The organism is Microbacterium sp. ZW T2_14 (assembly GCF_044987405.1).
Taxonomy (GTDB): domain Bacteria; phylum Actinomycetota; class Actinomycetes; order Actinomycetales; family Microbacteriaceae; genus Microbacterium.
Window position 1 is genome coordinate 1 of record NZ_JBJDRK010000042.1, and the last position, 26,672, is coordinate 26,672.

The following is a 26,672-nucleotide window of genomic DNA, read 5'->3' on the forward strand; positions in this document are numbered from 1 at the left end:
GTGCTGCCCGTCGAGGCGCCGCTCGGTGCGCGGGCGCGCGCCTGGTTCGACGGCGTGCTCGCCGGCGCCTACTCGCGAACCACGGTCGCAGGCGGGATGCCGACGGCCGGCGCCCAGGACGAGGTCGTGGTGCTGTGGGGCTCGCAGACCGGCAACGCCGAGGAGTTCGCCGCGGCGGCGACCGAGGCACTCGGCGCCCGCGGCATCCCCGCACGCGCCCGCAGCATGGCCGAGCTGCGCGCGTCGGATCTGACTGCCGTGCGCCGGCTGCTCGTCGTCACGTCGACGTTCGGTGACGGCGGTCCGCCCGACAACGCGGCGGCGCTGTGGCACGAGCTCAATGCCGACGGCGCACCCGCGCTGTCGGGTCTGCGCTACGCGGTGCTCGCGCTCGGTGATTCCAACTACGACGACTTCTGCGGCCACGGGCGCAGGCTCGATGCGAGGCTCGGTGAGCTCGGCGCGACGGCGCTCCTCGAGCGCGTCGACCTCGAGCCCGATGCCGAGGAGCCCCGGGCGGCCTGGCTCACCCAGATCCTCGAGACTCTGGTGGCGGAGGGTGCGGGCGCCGGGTCGCTCGCTCCCGGGGGAGCAGCAGCCGGGCTCCAGGCGCCCCCCGCCCGCCGATTCTTCAGCCGCTCGAACCCGGTGGGCGCGACGCTCGTCCGCAACGACCTGCTCAGCGGCCCGGGTTCGCAGAAGGAGGTGCGCCGCATCGCGTTCGACCTCTCCGACACGGGCGCGCGATACGAGGCGGGCGATTCCCTGGGAGTGGTCTGCGCCAACGCGCCGGGTGTCGTCGCGGAGTGGCTCGAGGCCACCGGGATCGTGCCGCACACGATCGTGGAGCTCGACGGCCAGGAGCGCACGTTCGTCGACGCCCTCCGCACCCGGCTCGACATCACCAAGACACCGCTCGACCTCGTCCGCTTCATCGCGGAGCGCAGCGGCGACGGCACGCTGTCAGCTCTGCTCCGGCGAGAGAACAAGGGCCGCCTCGAGCAGTTCCTGTGGAGCCAGCAGGCGGTGGACCTCGTCCGCGATTTCCCGGTCGCCGCCACCGCCGCCGACTGGGTCGGCGTGCTGAAGCGCCTGCAGCCGCGCCAGTACTCGATCTCCTCCAGCCCCAAGAGCGACCCCGACACCGTGGAGCTGACGGTCTCGGTGGTGCGCTTCGAGACGGAGTCCGGCCGGGCGCGTGGCGGCGTGTGCTCGACGTTCCTCGCTGACGGCGACGCCGCCTCGGCCCCGGTCTACCTGCAGCGATCACCCGCCTTCCGGCCGCCCGCCGCGGGGGATACGCCGATGATCATGATCGGCCCGGGGACCGGCATCGCGCCGTTCCGCGGTTTCCTGCACGATCGCCGGGCGGACGGCCATACCGGCCGCAACTGGCTCTTCTTCGGCGAGCAGCACGCCGCGACGGACTTCTACTACCGCGAGGAGCTGGAGGAGATGCGCGAGGACGGCTTCCTCACGCGGCTCGACCTCGCCTTCTCGCGCGACCAGCGGCAGAAGGTCTACGTGCAGGACCGCATGATCGAGCACGGTGCGCGGCTGTGGCGCTGGCTCGAGGAGGGCGCCCACGTCTACGTGTGCGGCGACGCGACCCGCATGGCGAAGGACGTCGACGCGACGCTCGTCGCCATCGCGCAGCAGCACGGCAAGCTCTCGGAGGAGGCCGCGTCGGAGTACACGCGCACGCTGGCCGCCGAGGAGCGCTACGTCCGCGACGTGTACTGACCCCCGGTCCGCCGCCCCGCCGCGAGGAATCGCGAAAGGCGGGATCTCCGCGCGCTGTGACGTGCGGAGAAGTGCCCTTTCGCGGTTCCGTGGGCGCCGAGAACTGCCCTCCCGCGAGTCCCGGGAGGACGCATGAAAGAACGGGATGCCTCGGGGTGAGGCATCCCGTTCTGTCAGGTCTCTGCGTCAGATGCGCTGGCCGGCGAGCGACGTGCGCGGGATCACGTAGACCACGACGGTGATGATCATCAGCGCGACGTACGCGCCGACGAAGCCGTAGAACGCGGCGGTGTACCCGCCGGTCGCCAGCTGGGAGGCGTTGAGCACCTGCGGGATGAGGAAGCCGCCGTACGCGCCGATGGCGGAGATGAGGCCCAGGGCCGCGGCGGCCCTGCGCTGCAGCATGACGCCCTCGGGCGTGCCGGGGAGTGCATGCCTGGCCAGGCCGCGAGCCGCGAAGATGCTCGGGATCATCCGGTATGTCGACCCGTTGCCCACACCTGTCGCGGCGAAGAGGATGAGGAAGCAGCCCAGGAAGACCCAGAAGTTCTGCATCGGCATGGTCCAGATGAGGGACAGCGCGCCGAGCGCCATGACCGAGAACGCGCCGACCGTGACGCGGGCACCGCCGATCCGGTCGGCGAGTCTTCCGCCGAACGGACGGGCGAGCGAGCCGACGAGGGCGCCGAGGAAGGCCAGCGTCAGCGACGCCGACCCGATCTGGAACGACGAGTACTCGGGGAACTGGTCGGCGATGAGCTTCGGGAAGACGCTCGCGAAGCCGATGAACGATCCGAACGTGCCGATGTAGAGCAGGGCCATGAGCCACAGGTGCGGCTCGCGCAGGGCACCGGCAGCACCGGCGAAATCGGCCTTGGCAGACGACAGGTTGTCCATGTAGCGCCATGCGCCCCACATGGCGACGAGGATGAGCGGGATCCACATCCATCCCGCGAGCGAGATGTTGATGGTGGCAGCGGCTCCGATGGTGACGACGATCGGCACGGCGAACTGCGCCACAGCCGTGCCGAGGTTGCCGCCGGCGGCGTTGAGGCCGAGTGCCCACCCCTTCTCCTTCTGCGGGAAGAAGTACGTGATGTTGGCCATCGAGCTCGCGAAGTTGCCGCCGCCGACACCGCCGAGCGCGGCGACCAGGAGCAGCACGCCGAAGGGCGTCTCGGGGTTCGCGACGACGAAGCCGAGCAGGGTGGCCGGGATGAGCAGCAGACCCGCCGACACGATGGTCCAGTTGCGCCCGCCGAAGATCGCCACCATGAAGGTGTAGGGGAAGCGGAGCGTCGCCCCGACGAGGCTCGGCAGCGAGATCAGCCAGAACAGCTCAGAGCTCGACAGCGTGAAGCCCGCGGCCGGGAGCATCACGACGACGATGCTCCACAGCTGCCAGATGATGAAGCCGAGGAACTCGGCGAAGATCGACCATCCGAGGTTGCGGCGGGCGATGCTGCGGCCCTGCGACTCCCAGAAGGCTCCGTTCTCCGGGTTCCAGCCGTCGATCCAGCGCCCGGGGCGATGCGCGAGGGTGACCGGCGCGTCGGCCGGCGAGATGGTGCGGGGCGATGCTGCGGTATCCGTCGTCGACGGCGAATCGGTCGTGGTCATGGCGCCTCCCTGAGGGTGAGCAAACACGTGGGGGTGAGTGTGTCCCCCACGTTAGGAACGCGGTGTTTCCGCCCGTCAGCCCGCGCGGTTACTTCTCGATCACTTCTGCGTCACCGCACACCCCCTGCCGAGGTGGATGCGCCGTCACACATCGGAAACACGGCGGCCTCCTAGACTCGGAGGCATGCGCGTCGACATCGTCACGATCTTCCCGACGTTCTTCGACGTGCTCGGCGTCTCGCTCATCGGCAAGGCCCGTGACCGCGGCATCCTCGACATGCACGTCCACGATCTGCGCGACTGGACGCACGATCGTCACCGCACCGTCGACGACACCCCCTACGGCGGCGGCGCGGGCATGGTGATGAAGCCGGAGCCGTGGGGCGAGGCGCTCGACGAACTGCTGAGCGAGGACGCCGTGCTGCTGGTGCCCTCACCCGCCGGCGAGCTGTTCACGCAGCCGATGGCGCGGGAGCTGGCGGAGGAGAAGCACCTCGTCTTCGCGTGCGGACGCTACGAGGGCATCGACCAGCGCGTCGTCGACCACTACGCCGCGCGCGGTCGCGTGCGGCTCGTGAGCCTGGGGGACTACGTGCTGAACGGCGGCGAGGTGGCCGCCATGGCGGTCATCGAGGCGGTGTCGCGCCTCATCCCCGGCGTCGTCGGAAACCCCGAGAGCCTCGTGGAGGAGTCGCACGAGCTGGGTCTGCTCGAGTACCCCAGCTACACGAAGCCTGCCGAATGGCGGGGCATGGAGGTTCCTCCGGTGCTGCTGAGCGGCAACCACGGAGCGATCGCCGCGTGGCGGCGCGAGCAGAGCCTCGAGCGCACCCGGACGCACCGCCCCGACCTGCTGCAGGAGCCCGCACCGGAATCGGCGCCCTGACGAGATCGCCGACGCCGCTCAGGCGGGTTCGATGACGTTGAGCCGGTAGCCGCGCTTGACGACCGTCTTCACCAGGTCGGGCACGGCCAGCGCCTCGCGCAGCCGTGCGACGGCCATCTCGACCGCATGCGTATTCTCTCCCGACCGGGGGAGCGCCGCCTGCAGCCGCGGACGTGAGACCACGCCGCCCCGCGCATCGAACAGGGCCGCGACGATGTCGGTGGCGCTGCGCGAGAGCGGGATATGCCGTCCGTCCAGGACGATCCCGCCGCTGCGCAGCTCGAGCCTGCCTGCGGATGTGGGAAGGGATGCCGCGCCGCCGCCGCCGAAATGCGTCACGACGGCTCGGACGAGAGAGCCGAGGCGGCCGCGCTCGGCGATCAGTGGGTGAAGCCCCGCATCCTGCAGCGGGCCTGCGGTGATCGGTCCGACGGCGGCCATGAGCACGCGCCGCTCGGTCTCGCGCTCGACGATCGCCTCGAGCACGCCTTCGTTCCGGGCAGCGGTGATCCACTCGGCGGCGCCGGGTGCGGAGGTGAAGAGCACGGCGTCGACCTCGCCCGCCGCGGCCGCGACGACCGAGCGCGAGACCGCCGCGGGATCCGGCGGCGGACCCCAGCGGTAGACGGTGAGGCTCACCACGTCGGCACCGGCACGCGTGAACAGTTCGTCGAGGCCGTCGGCGCCGGAGCCGTGGTGCTGCACGGCGACCCGCCTGCCGGCGACGCCCTCCGCGAGGAGGAACTCGCCGAGTTCGACGGACGTCTCGGACTCCGCCACCCAGTCGGCGGTCAGACCAGCCTGCTGGATCGCGCCGCGGGCCTTGGGGCCGCGGGCGACGAGCTGCGCACGGGCGAGCGCGGCGTGCAGATCGTCGAGGAGCCCTGCCTCGTCGGCCGCCTCCATCCATCCGCGAAATCCCACACCCGTCGTGGCGACCACGACGTCGGGTTGACGCGCGATGAGCTCGCGCGTGGCTGCGATCAGCGCGTCGTCGTCGATGTGCGGCACGATCGTGAGCGCCGGCGCGTGGCGGACCTGCGCGCCGTGGCGTTCGAGGGCCGCGGCCAGCTCGGACGAGCGACGGTCGACGGCGATGACGATCGTGCAGCCGTCGAGTGCGGCCGACAGGGTGGGGCGGGTGGTGGAGCTCAAAGGACGGTGTCACCTGCCAGCTGGTGTTCGGGCTGCAGCAGCCCGGCACGGGCGACGTCGCCCACGACGATGACGGCGGGGGTTCGCACACCGGCACGTCCGGCATCCAACACCACCGTGCCCAGCGTACTGCGCGTCGTCCGCTGATCGCGGTGGTGTCCGCGCTCGACGATCGCCACCGGGCGGTCGGCGGGCACGCCGGCGTGCAGCGCATCGGAGACGATGCGAGGCAGTGCGCCGACGCCCATCAGGATCACGGTCGTCACACTGTCGTCACGGAGCGCCGCCAGCGTCGCCTCGGTGACCTCGGAGGGGCCGTTGACGATGTGGACGGCGCCGGCGACACCGCGATGGGTCACCGGGATGCCGGCGGCCTGGGGCACCGCGATGGCGCTCGAGATTCCCGGGACCACGTCGACGGGGATGCCGGCAGCCAGGCAGGCGGCGACCTCTTCGCCGCCGCGGCCGAAGACGAACGGATCGCCGCCCTTGAGGCGCACGACGCGCTTGCCGTCGCGTGCCCGGGCGACGAGGAGGTCGTTGATCTCCTCCTGCGGCACCGGGTGGTGTCCGGGATGCTTGCCCACGTCGATGACCTCGACGTCCGGCCCGATGTGGTCGCGGATGTCGGTCGGCCCCAGCCGGTCCATCACGACGACCTCCGCGCGCTGGAGCAGTCGCCAGGCGCGCAGGGTGAGCAGGTCGATCGGACCGGGACCGCCGCCGATGAGGTCGACGCGTCCCACGGCGTCCTTCATCCGCCCGGTCATCGCTCGCCCTCCCAGCGGACCAGGACATGTCCGTCATCCACCGCGACCGGCCAGACGTGCAGGCTCTTCGGCTCCTTGCCCTGGGTGTCGAGGCACGCGCCCGTCCGCAGGTCGAAGACCTGCTTGTACATCGGAGACGCGACCGTGGGCACGTCCTGCCGGGTTCCGACGATGCCGCGCGAGATGACGTGGGCGTGGCTGTACGGGTCCAGGTTCGACACCGCGTGCACGCGCCCGCCCGACCCGTCCGGTGCGTGGAGCAGGAAGAGTGCGATCTGCGTGCCGCCCAAGAGGGCTGCGCGGCCGCGCTCCACCTCGAGGTCGTCGAGGGCGCACACGCGCACCCAGCCGTCGGGAGCGGTGTACTCGGCCGTCTGCGGGTCGACGAGCGTCATCGGCGCACCTCCAGGGTCGTTCCGGCGATGAGCACGCGCGAATCGGCGCGCTCGTCCTCGGTCGCGGGTCGGGGCTGTCCCCGCTCGGCCGTGTAGGCGAGCGAGGGGTCGGGAGTCGTCGGCGCGTTCACGAAGGACGCGAACCGGCGCAACTTCTCGGGATCCTCGAGCGTGGCCTTCCACTCGTCCTCGTAGGACTCCACGTGCGCGGCCATCGCGGCGTCGAGGTCGGCGCAGATGCCCAGGCTGTCGTCGAAGATCACCGCACGGAGCCCGTCGATGCCGCCGTCCAGATCCTCGAACCACGGCGCCGTCCGCTGGAGGCGGTCGGCGGTGAAGATGTAGTACATCAGGAAGCGGTCGATCGCGGTCAGGAGCCCTTCGTCGCTGAGGCCTTCGGCCAGCAGCACCGCGTGGCGCGGCGTGAAGCCGCCGTTGCCGCCGACGTACATGTTCCAGCCGGCCTCGGTGGCGATGACCCCGACGTCCTTGCCGCGCGCCTCGGCGCACTCCCGTGCGCAGCCCGAGACACCGAGCTTGATCTTGTGGGGCGAACGCAGGCCGCGGTAGCGCAGCTCGAGCTGCACGGCCATGCCGACGGAGTCCTGCACGCCGTACCGGCACCACGTGGATCCGACGCACGACTTCACCGTGCGCAGCGACTTGCCGTAGGCATGACCGGACTCGAACCCGGCCTCGACGAGGCGCTGCCAGATGTCCGGCAGCTGCTCGAGGCGCGCGCCGAACATGTCGATGCGCTGCCCGCCGGTGATCTTCGTGTACAGACCGAAGTCCTGCGCGACCTGGCCGATCACGACGAGTCCCTCGGGGGTGATCTCACCGCCCGGGATGCGGGGGACCACCGAGTAGCTGCCGTCCTTCTGCAGGTTCGCCATCACGTGGTCGTTGGTGTCCTGCAGCGTCGCGTTCTCGCCGTCGAGGACGTGCCCGCGCACGAGCGTCGAGAGGATGCTCGCGAGGGCCGGCTTGCAGATATCGCAGCCGCGGCCGGTGCCGAAGCGCTCGATCACGGCGCTGAAGGTGGTCAACCCCGACACGCGGACGGCGTCGAACAGCTGACGGCGCGACATGTCGAAGTGCTCGCAGATCGCGTTGCTCAGCGCCGCGCCGGTCTTCGCGAGCTCGGTGCCGACGATCTTCTTGACCATCATCACGCACGAGCCGCAGGCCGCTCCCGCCTTCGTGCACGCCTTGACGCCGGCGACGTCGGTGCAGCCCTCGTCATGGACCGCACCGCGGATGCGGCCGGCCGTGACGCTGTTGCACGAGCACACGAGCGCGTCGTCGGGAAGGTCGCCGGTCGGCGCCGCGACACCGCCCTCGGGCATGAGGTAGGCGGCCGGATCGCCGCCGAGCGCACCGCCGACGAGGGGCCGCAGCGAGCCGTACGCCGAGGCGTCGCCGACGAGGATGCCGCCGAGCAGCGTCTTGGCGTCGTCCGACAGCACGAGCTTCTTGTAGACCCCGGCCACCGGGTCGGCGTAGGTGACGTCGAGGGCGCCGGGGGTCTCGGCGAAGGCGTCGCCGAAGCTCGCCACATCGACACCCGACAGCTTGAGCTTCGTCGACAGGTCGTAGCCGGGAAAGGATGCCTCGCCGCCGAGGAGTCTCGTCGCCGCGACCTCCGCCATCGCATAGCCCGGTGCGACAAGTCCGACGCACATGCCGTCGTAGTTGGCGACCTCGCCGATCGCGAGCACGCGCGGGTCGGAGGTCTGACACCCGTCGTCGATCAGCACACCGCCGCGTTCGTGCACGTCGAGGCCCGCGCCGCGCGCCAGTTCGTCGCGCGGACGCACGCCCACCGTGAACACGACCACGTCGGTGCGGGCGTAGGAGCCGTCCCGGAACTCGAGGCCGGTGACCTGGCCCGTCCTGTCGGGGTCCAGTCGGGTGGTCACCGTCTGGGTCTTGACGGCGATACCGCGCGCTTCGATCAGCCGACGCAGCGCGTTGCCGCCGGCCAGATCGAGCTGGGCCGACATCAGACGGTCGGAGGACTGCACCACGGTGCAGGCGACGTCGAGCCCCTGCAGGGCACCGGCGGCTTCGAGGCCCAGCAGACCGCCGCCGATCACGGTGCCCACGAGCGGTCGGCCGAGCTCTGCGGAACGCCGCTGCACGAACTCCTCGAGCTTCTCGACGTCGTCGAGCGTGCGGTAGACGAAGCATCCCTCCAGGCCGAATCCGTCGACCGCGAGCCGCGCGGCGTAGGAGCCGGTCGCGAGCACGAGCCTGTCGTAGGCGACACTCGTGCCGCTGCGCGTGGTCACGCGGCGCGCCGAGCGATCGATGCGGGTCACGGCGTCGCCGCGGAGGAAGCGCACGCGGCTGTCTTCGAGGACGGTGCGCTCGAGCTCGAGATCCTCGGCCGACGCGCCCGCGAAGAAGCCCGTCAGGCCCACGCGGTCGTACGGATGACGCTGCTCCTCGCCGATCAGCGTGATGTGCCACTGCTCGCCGGCCCTGCTCAGCAGGCTCTCGACGAATCGGTGCGCGACCATGCCCGCACCGACGACCACCACGTGGGTGCCGAGGGCAGGGGTGTCGCTCATGTCGTCACCGTACGCGGCGGATGTTGCAGCAGCGTCAGCGTCATGTTTCCGGCTTTCGACACGGTCCCGGTGCGCCATGGCTCCTCCTCGTGGGGCGTAGGTCTCGGTGATGCTGACGCTACGAGCGTGGTGTTTCACCGCCTGACCGCCCGCCGTTACCCCGAGCGAACGTTTCTCTCACAGCCCGTGTGCCAGGGGTGTGAGAACGACGTGCCGGGACGCGCATACCGCGCCTGCGCGGCTGGGCGCCACCCCGACTGCGCGTTCGGCCGCGCCCGCTAGGGTGAAGGCCCCGCCGAAATGGAGGTCGCATGCAGATCTGGCCAGGTTCCCCGTACCCGCTCGGGGCGACGTTCGACGGCAGCGGCACCAACTTCGCACTCTTCAGCGAAGGAGCCGACCGCGTCGAACTGTGCCTCTTCGACGACGACGGCACGGAGACCCGTGTCGAGCTCGTCGACGTCGACGCCTTCGTCCATCACGGCTATCTGCCGTCGATCCAGCCCGGACAGCGGTACGGCTATCGGGTCCACGGCGAGTACGATCCCGCCACGGGCAAGCGGTTCAATGCGAACAAGCTCCTGCTCGACCCGTACGCCAAGGCGGTGGACGGCCAGGTGCGCTGGGGGCAGGCCGTGTTCGGCTACGACTTCGGCGATCCCGACTCACGCAACGACGACGACTCCGCCTCGCACCAGATGATGGGCGTCGTCGTCAATCCGTACTTCGACTGGAGCGGCGACCGGCAGCCGAAGACGCCGTACGCGGAGTCGTTCATATACGAGGCGCACGTGCGGGGGCTCACGAAGCTGCACCCCGCGATCCCCGAGGAGATCCGCGGCACCTACAGCGCGATCGCGCATCCCGCGATCATCGAGCACCTCGAGAAGCTCGGCGTGACCGCGATCGAGCTGATGCCGGTTCACCAGTTCGTCGACGACTCGACGCTCGAGGAGAAGGGCCTCTCGAACTACTGGGGCTACAACACCATCGCATTCTTCGCGCCGCAGAACACCTACTCTTCGAGCGGTGAGCGCGGCCAGCAGGTGCAGGAGTTCAAGGCCATGGTCAAGGCCCTGCACGCCGCGGGCATCGAGGTCATCCTCGACGTGGTGTACAACCACACCGCCGAGGGGAACCACCTGGGCCCGACGCTGTCGATGCGGGGAATCGACAACGAGGCGTACTACCGCCTCGAAGACGACGACAAGCGCTACTACACCGACTACACCGGCACCGGGAACAGCCTCAATGCCGGCAACCCGCACACGCTGCAGCTCATCATGGACTCGCTGCGGTACTGGGTGCTCGAGATGCACGTCGACGGCTTCCGCTTCGACCTCGCGTCGACGCTCGCGCGCGAGTTCTATGAGGTCGACCGGCTGTCGACCTTCTTCGAACTGGTCCAGCAGGATCCGGTGGTGTCGCAGGTGAAGCTCATCGCCGAACCGTGGGACGTCGGCCCCGGCGGATACCAGGTCGGCAACTTCCCACCTCAGTGGACGGAGTGGAACGGCAAGTACCGCGACACCGTGCGCGACTTCTGGCGCGGCGAGCCCGCGACCCTCGGCGAGTTCGCCTCGCGACTCACGGGCTCCTCGGACCTCTACGAGCACTCCGGGCGCCGGCCGGTGGCGTCGATCAACTTCGTCACCGCGCACGATGGATTCACGCTGCGCGATCTCGTCTCGTACAACGGGAAGCACAACGAGGCGAACGGCGAGGACAACCGCGACGGCGCCGATGACAACCGCTCCTGGAACGGGGGCGTCGAAGGACCCACCGACGATCCGGCCGTGCTGGCGCTGCGCGCCCGCCAGCAGCGCAACTTCATCGCCACGCTGATGCTGTCGCAGGGCGTTCCGATGCTGCTCCACGGCGACGAGCTCGGCCGCACGCAGGGCGGGAACAACAACGGCTACGCGCAGGACAACGAGATCACCTGGGTGGACTGGTCGGCGCCCGACCAGCCGCTCCTCGAGTTCACCGCGGCTCTGGCGCGGCTGCGTCGTGAGCACCCGACGTTCCGTCGCCGTCGCTTCTTCGACGGACGCCCGGTCCGCCGCGAAGAAGGTGCGCCGATCCCCGACATCGTGTGGGCGCGCCCCGACGGCTCGCAGATGCAGCCGGAGGACTGGGACTCCCGGGTGGGGCGGGCCGTCGCGGTCTTCCTCAACGGGGGCGGCATCCGCGAACGGGACCGCCGTGGCGAGGCCATCTCGGACAGCCACTTCATCGTGCTGTTCAACGCGGGCGACGAGACCGTGGACTTCCTGATCCCCGCCGTGGAATTCAGCCCGAAGTGGGACGTCATCGTCGACACGGCTGGCGTCCACGCCAACACCGAGCCGATCGAGCCGGGGTCGACCCTGGAGGTGCCCGCCCGGTCGCTGATGGTGCTGCGGGAGCATGAGCTGCCCGAACCCGAGGTCGACCACTCCGTCGCGGCGTCGCTGGCGGCCGCCAACCCGGTCGGACCGGACGAGGTGCGGTCCGCAGCTCCGCGCGCAGAGCTCCGCCACTGAGAGGATCCGAAGAGTCATGCCGACGTCGCGTCCCGCGTCCACGTATCGTCTGCAGATCCGGCCGTCGTTCACGCTGGACGACGCCGTCGCCCTCCGGGGCTACCTGAGCGACCTCGGGGTCGATTGGGTGTACTTCTCACCGCTCCTGACCGCCTCCGAGGGGTCCGATCACGGCTACGACGTCGTCGATCCGACCTCCGTCGACCCCGCACGGGGTGGGCGGGCGGCCCTCGAGCGCGCCGCCCGCGCGTTCCATGAGGCCGGTCGCGGCATCCTCGTCGACATCGTGCCCAACCACGTCGGCGTCGCGCGCCCCGAAGAGAACCCGTGGTGGTGGGACGTGCTGACGCACGGCCCCAGGTCGCGCTGGGCGTCGGCGTTCGACATCGACTGGGAGTTCGGCGGCGGCAAGGTGCGGCTGCCGGTCCTCGGCGAAGACCTCGAGCAGGCGGCCTCGGCCGGCACCCTTCGCGTCGAGGCGAGCGAACTCCGCTACTACGACCACCGGTTCCCGCTCGCTCCGGGAAGCGAGGCGTCCGATCCCGACGACGTGCTCGCCGTGCACGCGCGGCAGCACTACGAGCTGATGGCGTGGCGCCGGGAGTCCTCCGACCTCAACTACCGCCGGTTCTTCGGCGTGTCGAGTCTCGCGGCGGTGCGCGTCGAGGACCCGGCGGTCTTCGCTGCCAGCCATGGCGAGATCGCCAGCTGGTTCGCCGACGGTCTCGTCGACGGCCTGCGGGTGGATCACCCCGACGGCCTGCGCGTCCCCGTGGAGTACCTCGAGCGCCTGCATGATCTCACCGGTGGCGCCTACGTCCTCGTGGAGAAGATCCTCGAGCACCGCGAGACGTTGCCGCAGTTCTTCGCCGCCGACGGCACGACCGGCTACGAGGCGCTCGCCGCCATCGATCGGGTACTCGTGGATGCGGCCGGCGAAGCGCAGCTGGACGCTCTCGACGCGCGGCTCCGAGACCATTCGCACCTGCCCGCCGGAGCGCCCTGGCCCGAGGTCATCGCGGCGACGAAGCGCGCCATCGGCGAGGGGATCCTGCGCTCCGAGGTGCGTCGTCTCGCGCGCGAGCTCGGCGCGCCCGACGATCCCGTGACAGAGGATGCGCTCGCCGAGCTCCTCGCGCGCTTCCCCGTGTATCGGTCGTATCTGCCGGCGGGTCGCGAGCACCTGGACGAGGCCGCCCACGCCGCCCGCGCACAGCGGCCCGACCTCGCCACCACGCTCGACGCGGTCCTTCCGGTGCTCGCCGACCCGCAGCATCCCGCCGCTCTGCGCTTCCAGCAGACCAGCGGCATGGTGATGGCCAAGGGCGTGGAGGACACGGCGTTCTACCGGGCATCCCGTCTCGGGACTCTCACCGAGGTCGGCGCGGATCCGTCCGTGTTCGCGCTGTCGACCGACGAGTTCCATGCCGCCCAGGCGGCTCGGCACGCTGCCTGGCCGCACTCGATGACGACCCTTTCGACGCACGACACCAAGCGGGGCGAGGACGTGCGCGCGCGCCTCGCGGTGCTCTCCGAGATCCCCGAGCGGTGGGGCGAGGTGCTGGGAGAGCTGACGGATGCCGCCACCACCGGCCACGGACCCTTCGACGCCCTGCTCTGGCAGGCCATCGTGGGTGCCTGGCCCGCGTCACGTGAGCGCCTGCACGCGTACGCCGAGAAAGCAGCGCGGGAGGCCGGCGAGGCGACGTCATGGCTGGAGCCCGACGTTGCGTTCGAGCGGCGCCTGCACGCCGCGGTGGACGCGGCGTTCGACGATCCTGCCGTGGCGGCGCGCGTGGAGAGCTTCGTCTCCGAGATCGAGGGCGCCGGCTGGTCGAACGCGCTGTCGGCGAAGCTGCTGCAGCTGACCGGTCCCGGCGTTCCCGATGTGTACCAGGGCAGCGAGCTCTGGGAGCAGAGCCTCGTCGACCCCGACAATCGCCGGGCGGTCGACTTCGACGAACGCCGTCGGCTGCTGTCGCGTATCGACGCGGGCGAGCAGCCGATGGTCGATCGGAGCGGTGCGGCGAAACTGCTCGTCACCTCCCGGGCGCTGCGGCTCCGCCGCGACCGCCCCGACCTGTTCACGCGTTACACACCCATGTCGGTGGTCGGCTCGGCCGCCGAGCACGCGATCGCGGCCGACCGCGGCGGCGCGGTGGCCGTGGCCACGCGCCTCCCGGTCGGGCTGGCACGGCGAGGCGAGGCGACAGGATCCCCGTGGGGCGACACGGTCCTCCTGCGGCACGCCGGACCCACCACCGACGTGCTCACCGGGCGGTCCTTCGCCGGTCACATCTCGTTGGCGGAGCTGCTCGACGTCTATCCGGTCGCGCTGCTGATCCCCGGGGAGCCGTCATGATCCCCGAAGTGTGGGCCCCGCGGGCCGAGACCGTCGCGCTGCGTGTGCCCGGCCGCGGTGCCGACACGCCGATGACCCGCGTGGGCGGCGACTGGTGGTGCTCCGAAGTCGAGCTGCAGCACGGCGACGAGTACGGGTTCGTCCTGGATGACGCGGCGGCAGCACGTCCCGACCCCCGGTCGCGCCGCCAGCCCCGCGGCGTTCACGAGCTGAGCGCCGTCTTCGATCCCGGCGTCCATGAGTGGAACGACGGCTCGTGGACCGGGCGACAGCTGGCCGGGGGAGTGGTCTACGAACTGCACATCGGCACCTTCACACCCGAAGGGACGTTGGATGCCGCGGCCCGCCGGCTCGGGCACCTCGTGGAGCTCGGCGTCGACTTCGTCGAGCTGCTGCCGGTCAACGGCTTCAACGGCGTACGCAACTGGGGCTACGACGGTGTGCTCTGGTACGCCGTCCACGAGCCGTACGGCGGGCCGGCGGCCTATCAGCGCTTCGTCGACGCATGCCATGCGGCCGGGCTCGGCGTGATCCAGGACGTCGTGTACAACCACCTCGGCCCGAGCGGCAACTATCTGCCCGAGTTCGGACCGTACCTGCGCGACGCCGAGTCGAACACCTGGGGCTCCTCCGTCGACCTGGACGAGGCCGAGGTCCGGCGCTACATCGTCGACAACGCGCTGATGTGGCTGCGCGACCATCACGTCGACGGCCTGCGTCTCGACGCCGTGCACGCGCTGAAGGACGACGGACCGGTCCACATCCTGCAGGAGCTCGCGGAGTCCGTCGATGCGCTCAGCGCCCACCTCGGACGGCCGCTCACGCTGATCGCAGAATCAGACCTGAACGACGCCCGGCTGATCGCGGCGCGCGAGGCCGGCGGCTACGGGCTCACGGCGCAGTGGAGCGACGACTACCACCATGCGCTGCACGTCGCCCTCACCGGAGAGACCACCGGCTACTACGCGGACTTCGCCTCCCTCGACGCGCTGGCGAAGGCGGCCACGCGCGGCTTCTTCCACGACGGCACGTGGTCGTCGTTCCGCGGCCGCGAACACGGACGCCCCATCGACCCCCGCATCCCGACGTGGCGGCTCGTGACGTTCTCGCAGGACCACGACCAGATCGGCAACCGGGCGGCCGGCGACCGCCTCTCCCAGACGCTCGACGAAGGCGGTCTCGCCATCGCAGCCGTCCTCACGGTGCTCGCACCGTTCACACCGATGCTGTTCATGGGCGAGGAATGGGGCGCCTCCACGCCCTGGCAGTTCTTCACGTCCCACCCCGAACCGGAGCTGGGCGCGGCCACCGCCCGCGGTCGCAAGGCGGAGTTCGCCCGCATGGGGTGGGACGAGTCCGTCGTGCCGGACCCGCAGGATCCTGAGACGTTCCGGCGCTCCCTCCTGCGGTGGGAGGAGAAGGATGCCGGCACGCATGCCCGCACGCTGGCTCTCTACCGCGACCTCCTCGCGCTGCGACGGCAGCGCCCCGAACTCACCGACCCCGACTTCCACCACATCGCGGCCACGGCCGACGCGGACGCGCGCTGGTTCCGCCTCGAGCGCGGCGGCACCGAGGTGATCGTCAACTTCTCCACCGTGATCCTTCACCTGCCGGTGAGCGGACCGCGGCGGATACTGCTGTCCACCGATCCCGGAGCGGAAGCTGAGCCAGACGTGCTCGTGCTGCCGCCGCGTTCAGCGCTCGTCGTCACGACCGGGACGGACTGATCTCAGCGGACGCCGAGCCACGAGCGGTCGGAGAGCACGATCGGCCCGTCCTCGGTGATCGCCACGGTGTGCTCGGAGTGGGCCCCTCGGGAGCCGTCGGCCGAGCGCAGGGTCCAGCCGTCCGGGTCGGTGATGAGTTCGTCGGTCGTCTGCAGGAACCACGGCTCGAGGGCGAGGACGAGGCCGGCCCGCAGCGGGTACCCGCGTCCGGCCTTGCCGTCGTTGGCGACGTGCGGGTCGCCGTGCATCTCCCGGCCGACGCCGTGCCCGCCGAAATCGGTGTTGATCGAGTACCCGTCGCCATGGGCGACCGCGGCGATCGCCGCCGAGATGTCGCCGATCCGATTGCCGACCGTCGCCGCTGCGATCGCCGCAGCCAGCGCCCGCTCGGTGGTGTCGATCAGCGCGAGATCCTCATCGCGCGGTGTGCCGACGACGAAGGAGACGGCGGAATCGGCGACCCAGCCGTCGATCGACACCGCGAAGTCGAGCGACACCAGATCGCCGTCCCGAAGCGTGTAGTCGAAGGGGAGGCCGTGGAGCACGGCGTCGTTGACGGAGGTGCAGATGACCTTGCCGAACGGGCTGGCGCCGAAGGACGGGTGGTAGTCGATGTAGCAGGACTCTGCACCGGCACGGCGGATCAGCTCGTGTGCGCGACGGTCGATCGTGAGGAGGTTCGTGCCCACCTTGGTCTCGTCGCGCAGCGTCGCGAGCGTCTCGGCGACGAATCGCCCGGCGGGCTTCATCGCCTCGATCTCGGCAGGGGTGCGCAACTCGATCATGTGTGGAACTTCCTCTCACTCCTTCTCCATTCTGTCGGACTCGCCACGACCGGGCTGGGAGGATGCTCCGTGCCACGCGGAACCGCGCCACGACGCGCGGTGGCGGCGTAGCATCGGAGGCATGTGGCTGCGTCGCGCGTTCTTCGGCTGGCTCATTCCGGCCGCCTTCCTGCTGCCGCTGTGGCTCTTCGTGGGATGGGCCGTCTTCAATGCCGGCGGCTGGGCGTTCCTCTGGGTGCTGTTCCTCGCGATTCCCGGCGTATTCATCTGGCAGCTGATCCTCACGCTCCTGGTGCGGGCGCGCGGGACCGTCCGGGCCCATCGCGCCGTCTCGTGGTGGGACGTCCTGGGCTTCACCGTGTGGCACCTGCTCGTGATCTCGCTCGGCTTCTTCGCCGAGGCATGGTGGGCTCCTGTGATGGTCCTCACGATCCTGGCCGGCGTCGCGCTGTTCTGGCTCGAGCTGTGGCAGCTCTGGAGCGAGGCACGGCCCTCGCGAGTCGTCCTGCATACGTCGGAGGGCGTCGCCTACATCCCGGCACAGGCGGGGGAGCCCGAGGTCGGGGAACGCGAGGTCATCATCATCAACGAGAAGCAGACGCCGCCTGCGAGCTGACACGTTTTGGCCGGGTGCGGCATCCATGGCAGAATGGATGTTTGTGCCCTGACAGGTTCTGCCTCAGGGGAATCAGCTGAACGGCGTCACGCCGGAGGCCTGCGGCACACCGAGTCCTTCACCTTACTTCCCGCGGTCGACCTGTGGCGGCCGCAGAGAGAGACGATCATGCAGATCCTCGACGCCGTCGACGCGGCTTCACTCCGCTCCGACATCCCCGACTTCAACGCCGGCGACACCGTGAAGGTGCACGTCAACATCACCGAGGGCAACCGCTCGCGCATCCAGGTCTTCCAGGGTGTCGTCATCGGCCGCTCCGGCGACGGCGTGCGCGAGACCTTCACGGTCCGCAAGATCAGCTTCCAGGTCGGCGTCGAGCGCACCTTCCCGGTGCACTCCCCGGTCATCGACCACATCGAGGTCGTCACCCGCGGCGACGTGCGCCGCGCGAAGCTGTACTACCTGCGCAACCTCCGTGGCAAGAAGGCCAAGATCAAGGAGAAGCGCGGCTGACGCACGCTGCCCTCAGCGCTTTCTCGAAGCCCCGGACGCTCTGGCGTCCGGGGCTTCGTGCGTTCTCCGCGCGGGCTGGAATGTGCGACCCTTGAAGGCGGGTCGCCGCGACCGACGGCATCCGCGAAGGAACTCCATGACGACCGAGAAGTCGGCTCCTGCCGAGCCGGCGCCCGGGCCCCAGCCTGAGGCGACCATTCAGCCGCGTCGTCGGGGCTGGCTCGTGTTCCTCCGCGACGTGATCGTGATCATCCTGATCGCCGTCCTCGTGTCGCTCGTGGTGAAGACGTTCCTCGTCAGATCCTTCTACATCCCCTCCGGCTCGATGGAAGACACGCTCCACGTCAAGGACCGCATCCTCGTCGATGAGATCACTCCGCGTTTCGGCGGGTACGAGCGCGGCGACATCGTCGTCTTCCAGGACCCCGGCGGCTGGCTGCCGCCGAGCACCGAGCCCGCCCGTCCCCCGATCATCGAGGGCGTGGAGTGGGTGCTGTCCCTCGTCGGGCTTGCTGCGCCCGACAGCGATGACCACCTCGTCAAGCGCATCGTCGGACTGCCGGGCGACCACGTGGTGTGCTGCAACGCGATCGGTCAGATCAGCGTCAACGACGTCCCCATCGACGAGGGCGGCTATATCAAGCTGCCGGCAGGCGAGTCGGCGGCATCGGGGGATCCGTTCGACATCGTCGTGCCAGAGGGCAGCCTGTGGGTGCTGGGCGACAACCGCTACCGCTCCAAGGACTCGCGGTACAACACCGACCAGCCCGGCAAGGGCTTCGTGCCGATCGACAACCTGGTCGGGCGTGCGTTCCTCGTGACCTGGCCCTTCGACAGGTTCGGCTTCCTCGACTTCCATCACGACGTTTTCGCCGGGGTGCCCGCGCCGGAGCCGGAGGGCGGCTCGAAGTGACGGTCGCCGAGCCTCGTCTCACTCTCGAGCGCCGGCTCCTGCGGGAGCACACGCTCGTGATCGCGTGCGACGAGGTGGGCAGAGGCGCGCTGGCAGGTCCGGTCGCCGTCGGCGCGGCGGTCGTCGACGCGCCGCGCTCGCGCAAGCGCATCCCCGCAGGGCTCCGCGACTCGAAACTCGTCCCCGAACCGCGTCGCGCGGATGTCGCGGCGCGGGCGGCCTCCTGGGTCGCCGCGAGCGCGGTGGGCTGGGCGAGCTCCGAGGAGATCGACGAGGTCGGCATCATGCGTGCGCTCGGCCTCGCCGCCGTCCGCGCGATCGCCGACCTGCGGGCGCAGGGCGTTGCGGCGGAGGAGGCGATCGTGATCCTCGACGGCAACTACGACTACATCCGCCCGGCCGGCGCCTGGACCCTGAACGTGCGGCCGGTCATCAAGGCCGATCGGGACTGCGCGTCTGCGGCGGCGGCATCCGTCATCGCCAAGGTCGCGCGCGACGGCCTGATGACCGAGCTCCACGAGGAGCTGCCCGCGTACAACTGGGCCCGCAACAAGGGCTATGCCAGCCCCGACCATCGCGAAGCCATCCGGGCGCACGGCATCAGCCGCCACCACCGCGCGTCGTGGTCGATCGCCGACGCACCCACGCTCTTCTAGCGTTCGCCACGCGCGGACCCGGATCGCCGCGCGCGTCCGCGCCCATAGGATGGAACCACCATGGATGACGAGGTCTTCGAAGACTACGACCGCGAGCTCGAGCTGGCGCTGTACCGCGAGTACCGCGATGTCGTCTCGCAGTTCCAGTACGTGATCGAGACGGAGCGGCGCTTCTACCTCGCGAACGAGGTGAACGTCGTGCGACGCGACACCGAGCACGACTTCTACTTCGAGATCTCGATGACGGATGTCTGGGTCTGGGACATCTATCGTGCCGACCGCTTCGTGAAGGCGGTGCGGGTGCTCACGTTCAAGGACGTCAACGTCGAAGAGCTGTCGCGTCGCGACTTCCACCTCCCGGAAGAGCTGTCGCTCGACACCTGAGCCCGCGCTTCCTCCCCAACCGCGCCGATCGCGGGACTCCTCGCGAGTTCTGAACGGATGCCGCGCATCCGCGGCCGTCGAAACGCCGAGCCGCGCAACGATGCCGGAATGGCAGATAAAGACGTGCTCGGCCGCGCGGGCGAAGACCGTGCGGCGCACTACTTCGAGGAACAGGGATTCACCGTCCTCGATCGCAACTGGCGGTGCCGCGACGGCGAGCTGGATCTGATCGTCGCCGACCGCGCCTCCGTGGTCGTGGTCGAGGTGAAGACCCGCAGAGGTGAGGAGTTCGGGCACCCGTTCGAAGCGATCGACGCACGCAAGCGCGTGCGGCTCTGGCGACTCGGAGTCGCGTGGGCCAGCGAGCACCGCGACGTGCTGCAGGGCCGCCGCCTGCGGATCGACGCCATCGGCCTGACCGGCGCCGAGCCGGAGACCGCGCGGCTGGAGCACCTCGTCGACGTGGAGGTGCCGTGAGCGTCGCGCGCACCTGGGCTGTCGCGCTGGTGGGAGCGGAGGGCGAATGCGTCGAGGTCGAGGCCGACCTCTCACAGCAGACGCCGGAGTTCCGGATCATCGGGCTTCCCGACAAGGCACTCGGCGAGGCCGTGCAGCGGGTGCACAACGCGTGCGCCAACAGCGGCACGCCGCTGCCGCGACGGCGTCTGACGGTGAATCTGTCGCCGGCCAGCCTTCCGAAGCAGGGCTCGGGTTTCGACGTCGCGATCGCCGTGGCCTCGCTGGCGACCGAGTCGTCGATGGATCCTTCGTCCGTCGCTTCCGCGGTGCACATCGGCGAGCTCGGTCTCGATGGCCGCCTTCGTCCCGTGCCCGGGGTGCTGCCCGCCGTGGTCGCCGCCCGTCGCGCCGGGCATCGCCGCGTCGTCGTGCCGCACGCCAACGGAGCGGAGGCCGCGCTGGTCGGCGGAATGGACGTGCTCGCCGCTGTCAATCTCGCGCAGGTGGTCGCGTGGCACGGCGGAGACGTGGAGGTCGTCGACGAAGAACCCGTCGCCCTGGCCGACGACGAGCGGGAGTCCGAGCCACCGCTGGACCTCGCGGAGGTCATCGGCCAGCGGGACGCCGTCGACGCGCTCATCGTGGCGGCGGCGGGCGGGCATCACCTGCTGATGTGCGGACCGCCCGGAGCGGGGAAGACCATGCTGGCCCGCCGGCTGCCGGGCATCCTTCCCGAGCTCGACGACGGGGCCGCGCTCGCGAGCGCCTCCATCCGCAGCCTCGCCGGCTCCCGCGTGGTCGAGCTCTCCCGGACGCCGCCGTTCGAGGCGCCGCACCACAGCGCGAGCATCGCGGCGCTCGTGGGCGGAGGGACGCGCTTCATCCGACCCGGAGCGATCGCTCGCGCGAGCGAGGGAGTGCTGTTCCTCGATGAGGCAGGGGAGTTCGCCGCGAGCGCGCTCGACGCCCTGCGGCAGCCGCTGGAGTCGGGTTCCATCACGATCCACCGGTCGGGTGCCCAGGCGCAGTATCCGGCCCGCTTCCAGCTGGTGCTGGCGACGAACCCCTGTCCGTGCGGGGACTACGGGATCCGGGGCGGCACCTGCACCTGTCCGCCCGCAGCCATCCGGCGCTACCTGGGCCGGCTCTCGGGGCCGCTCCTGGACCGCATGGACATCGAGCTCACCCTGAGCCGGGTGTCGGTCGCCCAGCGGGACAGCGGACCGACGATCTCCACCGCCGCCGCGCGCGAGCGCGTCGCCGACGCCCGGGCACGCGCCCGACATCGCCTGTCGGGCACCCCCTGGCGCGTGAACGCCGATGTGCCGGGGACATGGCTGCGCGAGGGGCCGGCTGCTCCGATGCCGGTGGTTCGGCGGCCTCTCGACGCCGCCTTGAACCGCGGCGCGCTGACGCTGCGCGGATATGACCGGGTACTGCGCGTGGCGTGGACCATCGCCGACATCGAAGGGCGTGCGCAGCTGAGCGCCGAGCACATCGGTCGCGCCCTCTACCTCAAGAAGGGACTCGCACTGTGAACGGCTTCGATCTCAGCGCCGACGTCGCGCTCGGTGCGCTGGCGTCGATGCACGGGGAGCAGTCGCCTGAAGCCGCGCGCGAGCGGTATGCGATCGCGGTGTGGTGCCAGCTGATCGAGCCCGGCGATTCGGTGGCTGGTCGGATCATCGCGGCTCGAGGTCCCGTGGCAGGACTCGAAGCGGTGCTGGCGGGCGGTCCACTGCCGGAGGTCACGGCGCGGGAGCTCGCAGAGGCACGCAAGCGATGGCTGCCGCGGCTGTCGGCACGCGCGGTCGCCGCCTCACTCGCGACAGCCGCGGCGCGCGGCGTCGCGCTGGTCACCCGAAGCGATCCGTCCTGGCCCGGCCAGCTCGATGATCTCGGCCCTCATGCACCGCTGTGTCTGTGGGTGCGCGGCGACGTCAGGGCGCTGCGCCGGTTCGAGGCATCCGTGGCGATCGTCGGCGCGCGCGCCGCCTCGCGGTACGGCGACCACGTGGCGATGGAACTGGCGGCCGACCTGGCATCGGAAGGCATCGCCGTCGTGTCGGGCGGGGCCTATGGGATCGACGGCGCGGCGCACCGCGCGACACTGGCCACGGGCGGACTCACCGCCGCACTGCTCGCCGGCGGGGCCGACCGCTCCTATCCGGCGGGTCATACCCAGCTGATCGACGACATCGCGCAGAGCGGGATCATCGCCAGCGAAGTGCCGTGCGGCTCGGCGCCCACGAAGTGGCGCTTCCTCCAGCGCAATCGGCTGATCGCGGCGCTGTCGGCCGCCACCGTCGTGGTCGAAGCGGGATGGCGCAGCGGCTCGCTCAACACAGCCGGCCACGCGGCCGCGCTGTCGCGCCCGCTCGGAGCCGTCCCAGGGCCCATCACCTCCGCCACCTCCGCGGGTACGCATCGGCTGATCCGCGAGTACGGTGCGCAGTGCATCACGAGCGCGGACGACGTCCGGGAGCTGCTGGGACTCACCCCGCGAACGGATGCCGTGACCGGCGTCGATGCCGGCCGCACCGGCGAGGCGACGCGCGTGCAGGATGCGATGAGTACCCGATCGTGGCGTGAGTCCACAGATATCGCGCGCCGTGCCGGGATGGCCGCCGACGCGGTGGAGGCCATCCTCGGGCTGCTGCGGCTCGACGGATCGGTCGAGACCGGCGCGGAAGGCTGGCGGCTGCGGACCGCGGCGGGTTGACGGCCGTCCGGCCGTCCGGGCCGTCCGGTTCGGCTCGGCGCCCGAGGCGCGTCGCCCGCGGTGCGTCGCACCGGGACGCAGCGTGGGCGGGAGCAAGCTGGACCCGTGGAGATCAACGAGGGGGCTGAGGCGTATCTGCGCCACCTCGCGGAGGTGCGCCGGCTGTCACCGGCGACCGTGCGCGCCTACCGATCCGACCTCACCGATCTGACCCTCGCCTGCGGCGACATCGACCTCGACGTCGTCGACCTGGACAACCTCCGCGAGTGGCTGTGGCAGGCGGTGCAGCGAGGGGACAGTCGCGCCACGATCGCCCGCAGAACGGCGGCTGCCCGAGGCTTCTTCGCCTGGGCCGCCGAGAGCGGACTCGTGCCGACCGATCCCAGCCTGCGGCTGGTGTCCCCCAAGCGCGGCCGCACGCTGCCGAAGGTGGCGACGGCCGACGTGATGGACAGCGTGCTCGGGCGTCTCGGGTCCGCCGCGGCGGAGGGCGATCCGCTCGCCCTCCGCGACCACGCGATGCTCGAGCTGCTCTACGGCGCGGCGGTGCGGGTGTCGGAGCTGTGCGGGCTGGACGTCGACGACCTCGACCACGATCGCCGCACCGCCCGCGTGCTGGGCAAGGGCTCCAAGGAGCGGGTGGTCCCGTTCGGGCTCCCGGCTCAGCGCGCCGTCGAGGCCTACCTGGTGCGCGGCCGCCCCGCGCTGCTGGCGCGCCGGGCGGATGCCGCGGCCTCCGCATCGGCACTGTTCCTCGGCGCCCGAGGCGGACGCATCGGCCCACGAGCCGTCTACGACCTGGTCTCGCGGGAGCTCGGGCCCGCGCTCGGTGCCCAGGTCGGACCCCACGCACTGCGTCATTCCGCAGCGACGCACCTGCTCGACGGTGGCGCCGACCTCCGCGCCGTCCAGGAGATCCTCGGCCACGCGAGTCTCGGCACGACGCAGATCTACACCCATGTCTCGAGCGAGCGACTGGCCGCCTCCTACCGTCTCGCGCACCCCCGCGCGTGAGTCGCGGGCTCAGCAGCAGGGGAGCAGCACCGCCCGGGGAACGCCGCCGAGCAGCAGGAGCGGGTTGATGTAGCGGCCGTCCAGACGCACGCCGAGGTGCAGCGTGCCCGGCGTCGTGTGCCCGCCGATCGACAGCCGCCCGATGTCGGCGCCGGCCGCGAGGACGGTGCCGACGGCGAGGCCGGACTCGATCGGCTCGAGGGTCGAGACGAGCCCTCCGCCGTGATCGATCGTCAGGACCCCGCGTCCTGCCACGCGTCCCGAGAAGGCGACCACCCCGTCGGCGGGCGCCCGGAGGAGATCCTCGCCTCGCACGCCCAGGTCGATTCCCCGATGTCCGGCGCCGTACTCGTGCGGCGGTGCGACGAATGGACGCTCCAGGCGGAACGAACGCACCGGCCACAGCCAGCTCTGCATCAGCGACGCCGTCCCGCTGTCGGCCGCCCGGCTGTGCGTGACGGCGGGCGGCGCAGGATCCGCGCGACCGGCGCCCTCCGCCCCCTGCGCCGACCAGGGCGCGACGGCGAGGAACAGCGCCGACGCCAGCGCGGCGGCCGCGCGCACAGGCCGGCCGTGGATGCTTGCGGGAGGTGTCATGAGCCGAACCTCCCGCACCAGGCACATCTGCAGCGCGGCTCGCCTGAGGGCGGTGGAGAACCCGCTGCCCACGCGCACGGGGGAGGAGGGGCGGCCCGGCCGCCTGCTGATACACTGGTTGCGCACTCCGCATGTCGGAGTGACTCCGCGTGCCCAGAGCGCCGCACACCCTGAGTTCCACGAGGGGTCGCGGCGCGGCATCCACTCCCTACGGTCCCTGCGAACGCTCACGAGCGGGCGCGGGGTGGGAATGTGCCGGGCACCAGGCTCGCCGGCTCCATACCGGCGCGAGAACGAACCGCAACAGGCGCACACGCGCCGGAACAGGAGAACGGCCATGGCCGTCGTCACCATTCGCCAGCTGCTCGACAGCGGCGTGCACTTCGGACACCAGACCCGCCGGTGGAACCCGAAGGTCAAGCGCTTCATCCTCACGGAGCGCAGCGGCATCCACATCATCGACCTGCAGCAGTCGCTGACGTACATCGACAAGGCGTACGAGTTCGTCAAGGAGACGGTCGCCCACGGCGGCACCGTGCTGTTCGTCGGCACCAAGAAGCAGGCGCAGGAAGTCATCGCCGAGCAGGCGACCCGCGTGGGCCAGCCCTACGTCAACCAGCGCTGGCTCGGCGGTCTGCTCACCAACTTCTCGACGGTGTCGAAGCGTCTCGCGCGCATGAAGGAGCTCGAGGAGCTCGACTTCGAGAACCCGGCTGAGAGCGGTTTCACCAAGAAGGAGCTTCTCCTCAAGAAGCGTGAGCTCGACAAGCTGCACAAGTCGCTCGGCGGCATCCGCAACCTCCAGAAGACCCCGTCGGCCATCTGGGTCGTCGACGCCAAGCGCGAGCACCTGGCCGTCAACGAGGCGTCCAAGCTCGGCATCCCCGTGATCGGCATCCTCGACACCAACGCCGACCCGGACGAGTTCCAGTACCCGATCCCCGGCAACGACGACGCGATCCGCTCGGTGGGCCTGCTCACCCGCATCATCGCCGACGCCGCCGCCGAGGGCCTGATCCAGCGCCACCAGCCGACCGACGAGACCGCCGACGCGGAGCCGCTCGCCGACTGGGAGCGCGAGCTGCTCGAGCAGGGCGCCACCGCCGCTGACGGCGACGCCGTCGAGCTGGCCTCCGAGGCCGTCGTGGCCGAGGCCGTCGCCGAGGAGCTCGCTGCCGAGGGCGACGTCGCGGACGCCGTCGCGGTCGAGGTCGTCGCCGAGGAGCTCGCGGCCGAGGCCGTCGTGGACGAGGCCGTCGCCGAGGAGCTCGCGGCCGAGGCCGACAAGGCTGACGCGTAATCGCATCCTTCCGCCCGGCGGAGTCGTCTGCGGACGACTCCGCCGAGGCATCCCACTGAACTCTCACAATCTAGGAGCCGCCACCCATGGCAAACTTCACGATCGCCGACATCAAGGCGCTGCGCGAGCAGCTCGGAACCGGCATGGTCGACACCAAGAAGGCGCTCGAGGAGGCCGACGGCGACCTCGAGAAGGCCGTCGAGATCCTGCGCCTGAAGGGCGCGAAGGGCAACGCCAAGCGCGCCGACCGCTCCACGAGCGAGGGACTGGTCGCGGCCAAGGAGGTCGAAGGTCAGGTCACGATCATCGAGCTCAACACCGAGACCGACTTCGTCGCGAAGAACGAGCGCTTCATCGCCCTCGCCGACAAGGTGCTCGACGCCGCCGCCGCGGTCCACGCCGACTCTGCCGAGGCGGCGCTCGCAGCGCCCGCCGGCGCACAGACGGTCGCCGAGCTCATCTCGGACGAGGCCGCCATCATCGGCGAGAAGGTCGAGCTGCGCCGCGTGAGCACGCTCTCGGGCGACCACTTCGAGATCTACCTCCACAAGACCAGCAAGGACCTGCCGCCGCAGGTCGGTGTCGTGCTCGCCTACTCGGGAGACGACGCCGAGACGGCGCGCAGCATTGCGCAGCACATCTCGTTCGCCAACCCGTCGTACCTGTCGCGCGACGAGGTTCCGGAGGCGGATGTCGACAAGGAGCGCGAGATCGTCACCGAGATCTCGCGCAACGAGGGCAAGCCCGAGGCTGCCCTGCCGAAGATCGTCGAAGGGCGCGTCAACGCGTTCTTCAAGCAGGTCTCGCTGCTCGACCAGGACTACGCGAAGGACAACAAGCAGTCGGTCGCGCAGGTCGCGAAGAACGCCGGTCTGACGCTCACGGGCTTCGCCCGCTACAAGGTCGGCGCCTGATCCAATGAGAAGGCCCGCATCGGCACTCCGATGCGGG

The 26,672-nt window shown here is 70.6% G+C and carries 23 protein-coding genes; 16 read left to right on the plus strand and 7 right to left on the minus strand.

What is annotated here, in order from left to right; all coding sequences use genetic code 11:
- A partial coding sequence (locus ACI3KY_RS14285; RefSeq protein ID WP_404930824.1) for a sulfite reductase flavoprotein subunit alpha occupies nt 1-1,743 on the plus strand: 1,743 nt, incomplete at its 5' end.
- 186 nt (nt 1,744-1,929) lie between these two features.
- On the opposite strand, the gene ACI3KY_RS14290 is transcribed toward ACI3KY_RS14285, so the two are convergent.
- On the minus strand, nt 1,930-3,363 hold the full coding sequence (locus ACI3KY_RS14290; RefSeq protein ID WP_404930825.1) for an MFS transporter: 1,434 nt from the start codon (nt 3,361-3,363) through the stop codon (nt 1,930-1,932).
- Nucleotides 3,364-3,547: 184 nt separating this feature from the next.
- On the opposite strand from ACI3KY_RS14290, the gene trmD reads away from it, so the two are divergent.
- Nucleotides 3,548-4,249, plus strand: a complete 702-nt coding sequence (gene trmD / locus ACI3KY_RS14295; RefSeq protein WP_404930826.1) for a tRNA (guanosine(37)-N1)-methyltransferase TrmD — start codon at nt 3,548-3,550, stop codon at nt 4,247-4,249.
- An 18-nt stretch (nt 4,250-4,267) separates the two neighbouring features.
- Here the strand turns inward: trmD and ACI3KY_RS14300 are convergent, their stop codons facing one another.
- The 4 genes from ACI3KY_RS14300 to nirB are packed head-to-tail and all read right to left on the minus strand — an operon-like array spanning nt 4,268 to nt 9,145.
- Nucleotides 4,268-5,404 (minus strand): uroporphyrinogen-III synthase, encoded by a 1,137-nt coding sequence (locus ACI3KY_RS14300; RefSeq protein WP_404930827.1) that lies wholly within the window; start codon nt 5,402-5,404, stop codon nt 4,268-4,270.
- Nucleotides 5,401-6,174, minus strand: a complete 774-nt coding sequence (gene cobA / locus ACI3KY_RS14305; protein ID WP_404930828.1) for a uroporphyrinogen-III C-methyltransferase — start codon at nt 6,172-6,174, stop codon at nt 5,401-5,403. The genes ACI3KY_RS14300 and cobA overlap by 4 nt, the downstream gene beginning before the upstream one ends.
- On the minus strand, nt 6,171-6,569 hold the full coding sequence (nirD, locus tag ACI3KY_RS14310) for a nitrite reductase small subunit NirD (RefSeq protein WP_194415203.1): 399 nt from the start codon (nt 6,567-6,569) through the stop codon (nt 6,171-6,173). The genes cobA and nirD overlap by 4 nt, the downstream gene beginning before the upstream one ends.
- Complete coding sequence (nirB, locus tag ACI3KY_RS14315; RefSeq protein WP_404930829.1) at nt 6,566-9,145, minus strand: nitrite reductase large subunit NirB; 2,580 nt, start codon at nt 9,143-9,145, stop codon at nt 6,566-6,568. Before nirB ends, nirD begins: the two co-directional genes overlap by 4 nt.
- A gap of 311 nt (nt 9,146-9,456) precedes the next feature.
- Here nirB and glgX point away from each other — a divergent pair, with 311 nt between their 5' ends.
- From glgX to treZ, 3 genes are read left to right on the plus strand one after another with little or no spacing between them, the layout of a single operon-like run.
- Complete coding sequence (glgX, locus tag ACI3KY_RS14320; protein WP_404930830.1) at nt 9,457-11,670, plus strand: glycogen debranching protein GlgX; 2,214 nt, start codon at nt 9,457-9,459, stop codon at nt 11,668-11,670.
- A gap of 16 nt (nt 11,671-11,686) precedes the next feature.
- Nucleotides 11,687-14,032: a malto-oligosyltrehalose synthase gene (gene treY, locus ACI3KY_RS14325; protein WP_404930831.1), complete on the plus strand. Its 2,346-nt coding sequence runs from the start codon at nt 11,687-11,689 to the stop codon at nt 14,030-14,032.
- Nucleotides 14,029-15,762, plus strand: coding sequence for a malto-oligosyltrehalose trehalohydrolase (gene treZ, locus ACI3KY_RS14330; protein WP_404930832.1), 1,734 nt, complete (start codon nt 14,029-14,031; stop codon nt 15,760-15,762). Before treY ends, treZ begins: the two co-directional genes overlap by 4 nt.
- Before the next feature lie 2 nt (nt 15,763-15,764).
- On the opposite strand, the gene map is transcribed toward treZ, so the two are convergent.
- Nucleotides 15,765-16,547, minus strand: coding sequence for a type I methionyl aminopeptidase (gene map / locus ACI3KY_RS14335; protein WP_404930833.1), 783 nt, complete (start codon nt 16,545-16,547; stop codon nt 15,765-15,767).
- A gap of 121 nt (nt 16,548-16,668) precedes the next feature.
- Here map and ACI3KY_RS14340 point away from each other — a divergent pair, with 121 nt between their 5' ends.
- From ACI3KY_RS14340 to ACI3KY_RS14380, 9 genes are all read left to right on the plus strand, one after another.
- The gene (locus tag ACI3KY_RS14340) at nt 16,669-17,163 is read left to right on the plus strand and encodes an MFS transporter permease (RefSeq protein ID WP_404930834.1); all 495 of its coding nucleotides are present in this window, start codon (nt 16,669-16,671) and stop codon (nt 17,161-17,163) included.
- A 168-nt stretch (nt 17,164-17,331) separates the two neighbouring features.
- A complete protein-coding gene (gene rplS, locus ACI3KY_RS14345) occupies nt 17,332-17,676 on the plus strand; it encodes a 50S ribosomal protein L19 (RefSeq protein ID WP_163617534.1) in 345 nt (114 codons plus the stop codon).
- 136 nt (nt 17,677-17,812) lie between these two features.
- Nucleotides 17,813-18,589, plus strand: a complete 777-nt coding sequence (lepB, locus tag ACI3KY_RS14350) for a signal peptidase I (protein ID WP_404930835.1) — start codon at nt 17,813-17,815, stop codon at nt 18,587-18,589.
- Entirely contained in the window at nt 18,586-19,245 is a 660-nt protein-coding gene (locus ACI3KY_RS14355) for a ribonuclease HII (protein ID WP_404930836.1), read from the plus strand. Before lepB ends, ACI3KY_RS14355 begins: the two co-directional genes overlap by 4 nt.
- Nucleotides 19,246-19,305: 60 nt before the next feature.
- Complete coding sequence (locus ACI3KY_RS14360) at nt 19,306-19,629, plus strand: DUF2469 family protein (RefSeq protein WP_163617337.1); 324 nt, start codon at nt 19,306-19,308, stop codon at nt 19,627-19,629.
- A gap of 108 nt (nt 19,630-19,737) precedes the next feature.
- A complete protein-coding gene (locus ACI3KY_RS14365; RefSeq protein ID WP_404930837.1) occupies nt 19,738-20,106 on the plus strand; it encodes a YraN family protein in 369 nt (122 codons plus the stop codon).
- Nucleotides 20,103-21,626: a YifB family Mg chelatase-like AAA ATPase gene (locus ACI3KY_RS14370; RefSeq protein WP_404930838.1), complete on the plus strand. Its 1,524-nt coding sequence runs from the start codon at nt 20,103-20,105 to the stop codon at nt 21,624-21,626. Before ACI3KY_RS14365 ends, ACI3KY_RS14370 begins: the two co-directional genes overlap by 4 nt.
- Entirely contained in the window at nt 21,623-22,810 is a 1,188-nt protein-coding gene (gene dprA / locus ACI3KY_RS14375) for a DNA-processing protein DprA (RefSeq protein ID WP_404930839.1), read from the plus strand. Before ACI3KY_RS14370 ends, dprA begins: the two co-directional genes overlap by 4 nt.
- A gap of 105 nt (nt 22,811-22,915) precedes the next feature.
- On the plus strand, nt 22,916-23,824 hold the full coding sequence (locus ACI3KY_RS14380; RefSeq protein ID WP_404930840.1) for a tyrosine-type recombinase/integrase: 909 nt from the start codon (nt 22,916-22,918) through the stop codon (nt 23,822-23,824).
- 9 nt (nt 23,825-23,833) lie between these two features.
- Here ACI3KY_RS14380 and ACI3KY_RS14385 read toward each other — a convergent pair whose 3' ends face one another.
- Nucleotides 23,834-24,421, minus strand: a complete 588-nt coding sequence (locus tag ACI3KY_RS14385; protein ID WP_404930841.1) for a murein hydrolase activator EnvC family protein — start codon at nt 24,419-24,421, stop codon at nt 23,834-23,836.
- Nucleotides 24,422-24,758: 337 nt separating this feature from the next.
- Here ACI3KY_RS14385 and rpsB point away from each other — a divergent pair, with 337 nt between their 5' ends.
- Nucleotides 24,759-25,721, plus strand: coding sequence for a 30S ribosomal protein S2 (gene rpsB / locus ACI3KY_RS14390; protein WP_404930842.1), 963 nt, complete (start codon nt 24,759-24,761; stop codon nt 25,719-25,721).
- An 86-nt stretch (nt 25,722-25,807) separates the two neighbouring features.
- Complete coding sequence (gene tsf, locus ACI3KY_RS14395) at nt 25,808-26,635, plus strand: translation elongation factor Ts (RefSeq protein WP_404930843.1); 828 nt, start codon at nt 25,808-25,810, stop codon at nt 26,633-26,635.
- Nucleotides 26,636-26,672: the final 37 nt, after the last annotated feature.